This is a genomic window from Amycolatopsis minnesotensis (assembly GCF_039529815.1).
Taxonomy (GTDB): domain Bacteria; phylum Actinomycetota; class Actinomycetes; order Mycobacteriales; family Pseudonocardiaceae; genus Amycolatopsis; species Amycolatopsis minnesotensis.
The window spans coordinates 1-8,697 of record NZ_BAAANN010000055.1 but is presented as its reverse complement, the minus strand read 5'-3'; the positions used below and the strand labels follow the sequence as shown (position 1 = coordinate 8,697).

The 8,697-nt window shown below is 69.3% G+C and carries 8 protein-coding genes; 5 read left to right on the top strand and 3 right to left on the bottom strand.

Translation table 11 applies throughout. The annotated features are described in order from the left end of the window. Positions 1–628 precede the first annotated feature (628 nt). Complete coding sequence (locus ABD256_RS40250; protein ID WP_344430992.1) at positions 629–940, top strand: cupin domain-containing protein; 312 nt, start codon at positions 629–631, stop codon at positions 938–940. Positions 941–1,169: 229 nt separating this feature from the next. Here ABD256_RS40250 and ABD256_RS40245 read toward each other — a convergent pair whose 3' ends face one another. The 3 genes from ABD256_RS40245 to ABD256_RS40235 are packed head-to-tail and all read right to left on the bottom strand — an operon-like array spanning position 1,170 to position 5,618. Beyond that, on the bottom strand, positions 1,170–3,197 hold the full coding sequence (locus ABD256_RS40245) for an ABC transporter ATP-binding protein (RefSeq protein WP_425546602.1): 2,028 nt from the start codon (positions 3,195–3,197) through the stop codon (positions 1,170–1,172). Further along, positions 3,194–4,912 carry an ABC transporter ATP-binding protein gene (locus tag ABD256_RS40240; RefSeq protein ID WP_425546601.1) on the bottom strand — a complete coding sequence of 573 codons (1,719 nt, stop codon included), beginning with the start codon at positions 4,910–4,912 and terminating at the stop codon, positions 3,194–3,196. The genes ABD256_RS40245 and ABD256_RS40240 overlap by 4 nt, the downstream gene beginning before the upstream one ends. Positions 4,913–4,961: 49 nt before the next feature. Further along, positions 4,962–5,618: a TetR/AcrR family transcriptional regulator gene (locus ABD256_RS40235; protein WP_344430988.1), complete on the bottom strand. Its 657-nt coding sequence runs from the start codon at positions 5,616–5,618 to the stop codon at positions 4,962–4,964. Positions 5,619–5,731: 113 nt separating this feature from the next. Between ABD256_RS40235 and ABD256_RS40230 the strand changes: the two genes are divergently transcribed. The 4 genes from ABD256_RS40230 (at position 5,732) to ABD256_RS40215 (ending at position 8,595) form a co-directional block, all read left to right on the top strand. Further along, on the top strand, positions 5,732–6,070 hold the full coding sequence (locus tag ABD256_RS40230) for an ArsR/SmtB family transcription factor (RefSeq protein ID WP_344430986.1): 339 nt from the start codon (positions 5,732–5,734) through the stop codon (positions 6,068–6,070). A 10-nt stretch (positions 6,071–6,080) separates the two neighbouring features. Beyond that, positions 6,081–6,554 (top strand): SRPBCC domain-containing protein, encoded by a 474-nt coding sequence (locus tag ABD256_RS40225; protein ID WP_344430984.1) that lies wholly within the window; start codon positions 6,081–6,083, stop codon positions 6,552–6,554. Between the two features lie 227 nt (positions 6,555–6,781). Continuing rightward, positions 6,782–7,948 carry a sensor histidine kinase gene (locus ABD256_RS40220; protein WP_344430982.1) on the top strand — a complete coding sequence of 389 codons (1,167 nt, stop codon included), beginning with the start codon at positions 6,782–6,784 and terminating at the stop codon, positions 7,946–7,948. After that, positions 7,945–8,595: a response regulator gene (locus ABD256_RS40215; RefSeq protein ID WP_344430980.1), complete on the top strand. Its 651-nt coding sequence runs from the start codon at positions 7,945–7,947 to the stop codon at positions 8,593–8,595. The genes ABD256_RS40220 and ABD256_RS40215 overlap by 4 nt, the downstream gene beginning before the upstream one ends. Positions 8,596–8,697 lie beyond the last annotated feature (102 nt).

The following is an 8,697-nucleotide window of genomic DNA, read 5'->3' as shown; positions in this document are numbered from 1 at the left end:
GCCGCGAAGGCGCCCTTCAGGGCATGGGCGCGGCCGTGTCGCGTGCCCGCGAGGGGCGAGATCGCGGCGTCAGAGTCCCCGAAGGCGCCCTTCAGGGCATGGCCGTCTCGCAGGCCGCCAAGGTGCCCTGCAGTGACCGCACCGCACTTCCCAAGCTCACCCCTCTTGCCCTGCTTCCGCACCCATGCCCCGAAGGGAACCTAGAGGGAATCTGACGCCGCGAAGGCGCCCTTCAGGGCATGGGCGCGGCCGTGTCGCGTGCCCGCGAGGGGCGAGATCGCGGCGTCAGAGTCCCCGAAGGCGCCCTTCAGGGCATGGCCGTGTCCCAGGCCGCCAAGGTGCCCTGCAGTGACCGCACCGCACTTCCCAAGCTCACCCCTCTTGCCCTGCTCCCGCACCCATGCCCCGAAGGGAACCTAGAGGGAATCTGACGCCGCGAAGGCGCCCTTCAGGGCATGGGCGCGGCCGTGTCGCGTGCCCGCGAGGGCCGAGATCGCGGCGTCAGAGTCCCCGAAGGCGTCCTTCAGGGCAGGAACAGGAGGGACCGCGCGCCCGCGAACCGGGGCGTGCTCCTCTCTTCGTTGCCGGAAACACCGAAAACGCCTGTTCGGCGCACTAGGCTGGGGCCATGACGGAACCCACGGTCACCGAGAACGTCGAGGGTCGCGACGTCGGGTCCGGTATCTCGATCATCCGGGAGAGCACCGACGAGATCGGCTCCGGCCCTCGCCTGCACAAGCACCCGTACGCGGAAACCTTCGTGATCATCCGGGGCAGTGCCCGGTTCACGATCGGCGACCGCGAATTCGATGGCGGCGCGGGCGAGGTGCTCGTGGTCCCCGCCGACACCCCGCACAGGTTCACGGTGCTCGGCCCCGGTGTCTACGAAGCCGTGCACATCCACGAAAGCGACCACTTCGTCACCGAATGGCTCGAATGAGCCGCCAAGCCCCCACGCGGGAAACCGGAATTGTCGGTCCCGCGCGGTAATGTTGAAATCGGGGGCTCCCCTGACAGGAGACGCACGAAGGGGATAGTTCGTACACCTCAAGGCTCGGCCCCGGACGCGAAAGCCCGAAGACACGAAAGCCCGAAAGCCCGAAGACACGGAGACACGGCGCGAAAAAAGGGGCGGGTCCACTGTGGACCCGCCCCTTCGTTCCCCCGGCTCAGTCGACCTCGGCCATCGCTTCGGCGAACTGCGCCTGGTAGAGGCGCGCGTACGCGCCTTCCGCCTTCAGCAGATCGTCGTGCGTGCCCTGCTCGACGATGCTGCCCGACTCCATCACCAGGATCAGGTCCGCGTCGCGGATGGTGGAGAGCCGGTGCGCGATCACGAAACTCGTCCTGCCGGTCCGCAGCGAGTTCATCGCGTGCTGGATCAGCACCTCGGTCCTGGTGTCGACGGAGCTGGTCGCCTCGTCGAGGATGAGGATCGCGGGCTCCGCGAGGAACGCCCGCGCGATCGTGATCAGCTGCTTCTCGCCCGCGCTGACGTTGCCGCCCTCGTCGTCGATCACCGTGTCGTACCCGTCCGGCAGGGTCCGCACGAACCGGTCCACGTGGGTGGCCTTCGCGGCCTCCACGATCTGCTCGTGCGTCGCGTCCGGGGCGCCGTAGGCGATGTTCTCCGCGATCGTGCCGCCGAAGAGCCAGGCGTCCTGCAGCACCATGCCGGTCTTCGCCCGCAGGTCCTCGCGCGACATCGTCGACACGTCGACGCCGTCGAGCAGGATCCGGCCGCCGGTGATCTCGTAGAACCGCATCAGCAGGTTGACCAGCGTCGTCTTGCCCGCACCGGTCGGCCCGACGATCGCCACCGTCTGGCCGGGCTGGACCTTGAGCGACAGGTGGTCGATCAGCGGGCGGTCCGGCTCGTAGCGGAACGAGACCTCGTCGAACTCGACCTCGCCGCGCACCACCTTCGCCCGCGGCGCGTTGTCCGGGTCCTCGCTCTGCTCGTCGGCGTCGAGGAGCGCGAAGATCCGCTCCGCCGACGCGACCCCGGACTGCAGCAGGTTCGCCATGCTCGCGACCTGCGTGATGGGCATGCTGAACTGGCGCGAGTACTGGATGAACGCCTGCACGTCACCGATCGACAGCGATCCCGACGCCACCCGCAGCCCGCCGACCACGGCGACCAGCACGTAGTTGAGGTTCCCGACGAACATCAGCGTCGGCTGGATGATCCCGGAGATGAACTGGGCGCGGAAGCTCGACTCGAACAGCTTTTCGTTGTGCTCGCGGAAGATCTCCGCGGACTCGTGCTGCCTGCCGAACACCTTGACCAGCGCGTGCCCGGTGTACATCTCCTCGATGTGCCCGTTCAGCTTGCCGGTGGTCGCCCACTGCTGGATGAACTTCGGCTGCGCGCGCTTGCCGATCTTCGCCGACGCGTACACCGACAGCGGCACGCTCACCAGCGCGATCAACGCGAGCAGCGGCGAAATGAAGAACATCATCCCCAGCACGCCGACCACCGTCAGCAGTGACGTGACGATCTGGCTCAGCGTCTGCTGCAGCGACTGGGACAGGTTGTCCATGTCGTTGGTGACGCGGCTGAGCACCTCGCCCTGCGGCTGGCCGTCGAAGTACCGCAGCGGCAGCCGCGCGAACTTGTTCTCCACCTGCTCGCGCAGGTCGTAGACGGTGTGCTGGACGACGGTCGTGGTCAGCCTGCCCTGCACCAGGGTGAACAACGACGACGCCACGTAGAGCCCCAGCGCGAGCAGCAGCACCATGCCCACCGCGTGGAAGTCGATGCCGTGCCCCGGCGTCAGGTCCATCGCGGCGAAGATGTCCGCCTGCGTGCCCTTGCCCTGCGCGCGCAGCTGCGCCACCACTTCGGCCTGCGTCGACCCCGCGGGAAGCTGCTTGCCGATCCACCCGGCGAAGATCAGGTCGGTCGCCTCGCCGAGGATCTTCGGCCCGACCACGGACATGACCACGCTGAGCGCGCCCAGCACCATCAGCCCGGCCACGGCCGCCCGCCGCGGCAGCAGCATCCGCAGCAGCCTGCGGCTCGATCCCTTGAAGTCGAGCGACTTCTCGGCGGGCATCCCGCCGGCCATCATCCGGCCCGGCCCCGGTTGCGTGGCCTGTGCCGTGCCGGGCGACCGCGCGGGCACGGCCCGTTCGCCGACGCCCGGTGTCGCCACCCCCGCGCCCCCGCGCGGAGTTCCCCCTGGCGTACTCATGCCGCCTCCTGTTCGGTGAGCTGCGACAACACGATTTCCCGGTAGGTTTCGTTGCCGTCCATCAGTTCCGCATGGGTTCCGTCGCCGACGACCGCGCCCTCGTCGAGCACGATGATCCGGTCGGCGCGGCGGATCGTGCTCACGCGCTGCGCGACGATCACCACCGTCGCGTCCGCGGTCCGGCCCAGCAAGGCGGAGCGCAGCGCGGCGTCCGTGGCGTAGTCGAGCGCGGAGAACGAGTCGTCGAAGAGGTAGATCTTCGGCTTGCGCACCAGCGTCCTCGCGATCGCGAGGCGCTGGCGCTGCCCGCCCGACACCGTGGTGCCGCCCTGCGAGATCGGGCTGTCGAGGCCGTCGGGCATCCGCTCGACGAAATCGGCCGCCTGTGCCACGCGCAGCGCGTCCCACAGGTCTTCGTCGGTCGCGTCCGGCTTTCCGTAGCGGAGGTTCGTCGCCACCGTCCCCGAGAACAGGTACGGCTTCTGCGGCACGAACCCGATCGCGTCGGACAGGACCACCGGGTCGAGCTCGCGCACGTCGACGCCGTCGACGAGCACCGAGCCGCCGGTCGCGTCGAACAGGCGCGGCACCAGGTTCAGCAGCGTGGTCTTCCCGCTGCCGGTGCTGCCGATGATCGCGGTGGTCTCGCCGGGCCGCGCCACCAGGTTCACGTGCCGCAGCACCGACGCCTCCGCGCCCGGGTAGTGGAACTCGACGTCGGACAGTTCGAGCAGGCCGGTGACCGCGGCGGGCCGGACCGGGTTCTCCGGCGGGTGCACGCTCGACTCGGTATCGAGCACCTCCTGGATCCGTTCCGCGGACACCTCCGCGCGCGGCACCATGACGAACATGAACGTGGCCATCATGACCGCCATCAGGATCTGCATCAGGTAGCTGAGGAACGCGGTCAGCGCGCCGACCTGGATCCCGCCGCTGTCGATGCGCATCCCGCCGAACCACAGCACCGCCACGCTGGACACGTTCATCACCAGCATCACCGTCGGCGGCATCATCGCCATCAGCTTGCCGACGCCGAGCCCCACGTCGAGCACGTCGCGGTTGACCTTGCCGAACCGCTTGCGCTCGTGGGTGTCCTTGACGAACGCGCGCACCACCCTGATCCCGGTGATCTGCTCGCGCAGCACCCCGTTGATCTTGTCGATGCGCTCCTGCAGGAGCCGGAACAGCGGGCGCATCCGCGCGATGATGAGCCCGACCAGCACGGCGAGCACCGGCACGATGATCAGCAGCAGCGAGGACAGCGTGACGTCCTGGTTGAGCGCCATGATGATGCCGCCGACGCACATGATCGGCGCGGACACCATCAGCGTGAACGTCATGACCACCAGCATCTGCACCTGCTGGACGTCGTTGGTGGTGCGGGTGATCAGCGACGGCGTGCCGAACTGGCCGACCTCGCGGGCCGAGAAGCCCTGCACGCGGTCGAAGATGCCGGCGCGGACGTCGCGGCCGAACGCCATCGCGACGTGCGCGCCGAAGTAGACCGCGCCGACCGACGCGACGATCTGCACGAGGGTGACCGCGAGCATGACGCCGCCGTAGCTCATGATCTCGCCGATGTCGCCGAGCACGACACCCTTGTCGATGATGTCGGCGTTGAGCGTCGGCAGGTACAGCGTGGCGAGCGTCTGGATGAGCTGGAGCACCACCAGCGCCGCCACGGGTTTCCGGTAGGGGCGCACGTAGGTGCGCATCAGTCGAATAAGCACAGGGACTCTCTTGTCTTCACGAGCGGTGAGCCGGTCACCGGGTGGCGGCCGGCTGCGGAGCCGCGCCGGGCTCCTCGGTCTTGGCGGGCTCTGGCATGCCCGCGAGCAGCTGGTCGAGCACGTGCGCGACCAATGAGGAGAAGGAACCCGGCCACACCTGCTCCGACCAGTGGCCGATGGCGACCCGCATCGCGCTGGACACGGCACCGGCGAGCAGCCGGGGGAACAGATCGGTTTCGGGATCGGTGCCGCTGCGGCGCGCGATCTCCACGGTCATGGCCTCCTCGACGGCGACGTGCGCCTTGAGGTACTCGCCCCAGACGCCGGGGTTCTGCGTGGCCGCCCTGACCCTCGCCAGGTAGGCGACGTCAGGGGCGCCCGCGGCACAGAGCCCCAGCAACGCACCCGTCACCGCTTCGATGACGGGTTCGTCCTCCGGCCTGGCGCGCAGCGCGTCGAGCAGCTGGCTCCGCCGGTCGACGCTGACCGAGCAGACGGCTTCCTCCTTGCTGGAGAAGTAGTTGTTGAACGTGCGCGGCGAGACGCCGACCTCGGCGGCGATATCCTCGACCCGGACGTTCTCGAGGCCGCGCTCCACCACCAGTCGCACGGCCGCCCGGCTCAACGCTTCTCGCGCGGCATTCTTCTTGAACTCACGAAGGGACGATTCCCCTCGCTTCCCCTCAGTCACGTCGTCACGGTACCGACAAACTTGCGTGGCGCGCAAATTAATACTTGGCCCGCATAGTTCGCTTTCCGGACACGTCCTTGCAGGGTATATATCCTGCACGGTATATTGCCCGTATGGCAACCACGTTCGAAGTGCTGGCCGAACCGCGGCGGCGCGAGATCCTCGACATCCTGCGCACGGGCGAGCGCCCCGTCGGCGATCTCGTCGAACGGCTGACCCTCACCCAGCCCGCGGTGTCGAAACACCTGAAAGTGCTCCGCGAGGCGGGGTTCGTCGAAGTCCGCCAGGACGCCCAGCGCCGGTGGTACCGGCTGCGGACCGAGCCGCTGCGCGAAATCGACGACTGGCTCGCGCCGTACCGCAGGCTGTGGAACGACAGCCTCGACGCACTGGAGCGCCACCTCGGCACCATGTCCGACGACGAAATGTCCGACGACGAAACCGCGCGCTGAAGGGAAACCCATGCACGGCAAGCTGATCCCGGCCGGTGGCGGCCGGACGGCGCTGCGGTTCGAGCGCGTTCTGGCGCACCCCAGGGAAAAGGTCTGGCGGGCGCTCACCGAATCCGGGCACCTCCGCGCGTGGTTCCCCGCTGATCCCGACCTCACCGGCCTGGCCGGCGAAAAGGTCGCGTTCCGGCTCACCGCGTTTCCCGGGCACGAACCGACCTCGGGCGAGATCATCGTGTCGGACCCGCCGGACACGCTCGAATACACCTGGGGCGACGAGACGTTGCGGTTCGAGCTGACCGAACGCGACGGCGGGTGCCTGCTGGTGTTCACCGACGTTTTCGAATCGCGCGAAGGAGCGGAGTCGCCCGAGATGAGCGGAGCCTGGCACGCCGCGCTCGAAGTGCTCGAAGCCCGGCTGGACGGCCGCGAGATCGGCTGGTCGGTATGGGACCGCGCCGCCGAACTCGCCACCGAGTACACCTGAGGCTTCCCGCCCCGTGTGGTCGTCGAAGGTGCCCTTCGGGACGTCTGAGTTCCCTAAGGCGATCGGGTTCTTTTCCTTGCCGCTGAAGGAAATTCCCTACTCCGGCGACGGCACCGGCCGGTCCGGCCACATCGGACAGTGGCCTGGTCCGCCGGGGCGCTCTCCGCCCTGGGTATGACCGACGCCGGTCCGACGCGCGGCATCCCGCGCGCGGCTACCGTGACGCCATGAACCTGTCCTGGCTGCCGCGCGGCGTGCATCTCATCGCGCTGGACGTGGCCGCCGCCATCGTGTGGTTCCTGGTGTACCTCGCCTTCACCGTGTCCGCGACGGGCGACGGGCAGCCCGCGTACGACGGGCCGGTGTGGCTCGGCTGGCTCGTCGCCGCGGCGGTCGCGGTGCCGATCGGGGTGCGCCGGATCTGGCCGCTGGCCGCGATCGGCGTGGTGGTCGCCGGTTCGGCCGCGGCGGTGTACCTCCAGATGATCCGCGAGCCGTTCCTCGGCATCGGGTTCGTGCTGTACCTCGTCGCGCTGCGCGAACCACCGCGGCGATCCGGTCTCGCGCTCGGGTTCGCCGCCGCCGGATCCGCCGCCGCGCTGTTCACCGGGCACTACCTCGCCCCGGGACCGCTGTGGGCGGACATGTCCGACATCGTCGGCTACATGGCCGCGGCCTGGCTGGTTTCCTTCGTGGGGTGGGGCAGCGGGTTCGCGGTGCGGCTGCGCCGTCAGGAGCAGGCCCGGATCGCGGAACGGGACGCCGAACGCGCGCTCGCCGACGAGCGGCTCCGCCTCGCGCGCGAACTGCACGACGTGGTGGCGCACAGCATGAGCCTGATCGCGGTGAAGGCGGCGGTCGCGAACCACGTCGCCGCGCAGAACCCGGCGGAGGCTGTCGACGCGCTGCGGGTCATCGAAGCCACCAGCCGCGACGGCCTCGCCGACCTGCGCCGCATGCTCGGCGTGCTGCGCACCGGAGACACCGCCGAGCTGGCGCCCGCACCGGGCCCGTCCTCGCTGGCGGCGCTCGCGAAGCGCGCGGAGGTCGGCGGTGTCCGGGTCGACCTCGAAATGCGCGATGTGACGGACCTGCCGGAGGCGATCGGGCTGTCGGTGTACCGGATCGTGCAAGAATCGCTGACGAACGTGGTGAAGCACGCCGCGCCCGCGCGGTGCTCGGTGCTGGTCGACGGCGGTGGCGATACCGTCCGGATCGAAGTCACCGACAACGGCACCGGCGCGCGGACCCCGGTGGAGGGCGCCGGGCACGGCCTGATCGGGATGCGCGAGCGGGCGCTGCTGTACGGCGGCGATCTGATCGCGGGACCGCTTCCGGGCGGCGGCTTCCGCGTGTCCGCCACGCTCTCGACCACGAACGGGGAACCCGGATGACCGACGAGGTGCGCGTGCTGATCGCCGACGACCAGGCGTTGCTGCGCGCGAGCTTCCGGGTGCTGGTGAACGCCACCCCTGGGCTGACGGTCATCGGCGAAGCGGGCGACGGGGCGGAAGCCGTCGAAGTCACCGCGAAGGAACGCCCCGACGTGGTCCTGATGGACGTGCGGATGCCGGAAATGGACGGAATCGAGGCCACCCGGCGGATCTGCGGCTCCGGCGAAACGGCGACGCGCGTCCTCATCCTCACCACGTTCGACCTCGACGAGTACGTCTACGCGGCCTTGCGCGCGGGCGCGAGCGGCTTCCTGCTGAAGGACACGCCCCCGGCGACACTGCTCAGCGGCATCTCGGTGGTGGCGCGCGGCGACGCACTGCTCGCGCCCAGCGTCACCCGCCGGCTGATCTCCGAGTTCGCGGTCAGCACGACCCCGCGCGCCACCCGCGACCTCACCGGGGTGACCGCCCGCGAACGCGAGGTGCTCACGCTCATCGCACGCGGGCTCTCCAACACCGAGATCACCGCGCACCTGCACGTCAGCCAGGCGACCGTGAAAACCCACATCGGGCACCTGCTGGCCAAGCTCGGCGCCCGTGACCGCGCCCAGCTCGTGATCGCCGCCTACGAAAGCGGACTCGTGTGAGTTCGGCTGTGTTGTTTATCGGTCGTCAGAATTTGCGCTGCCAGGGCGCGGCTCCCAGCTCGACCCGCCGGTTGGTCGCGGGGTGCGCCCTGCCATCGCAAA

What these genes read in the sequence shown, in the direction of transcription:
- ABD256_RS40250 (WP_344430992.1), top strand. Translation starts at nt 629, where the DNA reads ATGACGGAACCCACGGTCACCGAGAACGTCGAGGGTCGCGACGTCGGG.
- ABD256_RS40245 (WP_425546602.1), bottom strand. Translation starts at nt 3,197, where the DNA reads ATGAGTACGCCAGGGGGAACTCCGCGCGGGGGCGCGGGGGTGGCGACA.
- ABD256_RS40240 (WP_425546601.1), bottom strand. Translation starts at nt 4,912, where the DNA reads ATGCGCACCTACGTGCGCCCCTACCGGAAACCCGTGGCGGCGCTGGTG.
- ABD256_RS40230 (WP_344430986.1), top strand. Translation starts at nt 5,732, where the DNA reads ATGGCAACCACGTTCGAAGTGCTGGCCGAACCGCGGCGGCGCGAGATC.
- ABD256_RS40225 (WP_344430984.1), top strand. Translation starts at nt 6,081, where the DNA reads ATGCACGGCAAGCTGATCCCGGCCGGTGGCGGCCGGACGGCGCTGCGG.
- ABD256_RS40220 (WP_344430982.1), top strand. Translation starts at nt 6,782, where the DNA reads ATGAACCTGTCCTGGCTGCCGCGCGGCGTGCATCTCATCGCGCTGGAC.
- ABD256_RS40215 (WP_344430980.1), top strand. Translation starts at nt 7,945, where the DNA reads ATGACCGACGAGGTGCGCGTGCTGATCGCCGACGACCAGGCGTTGCTG.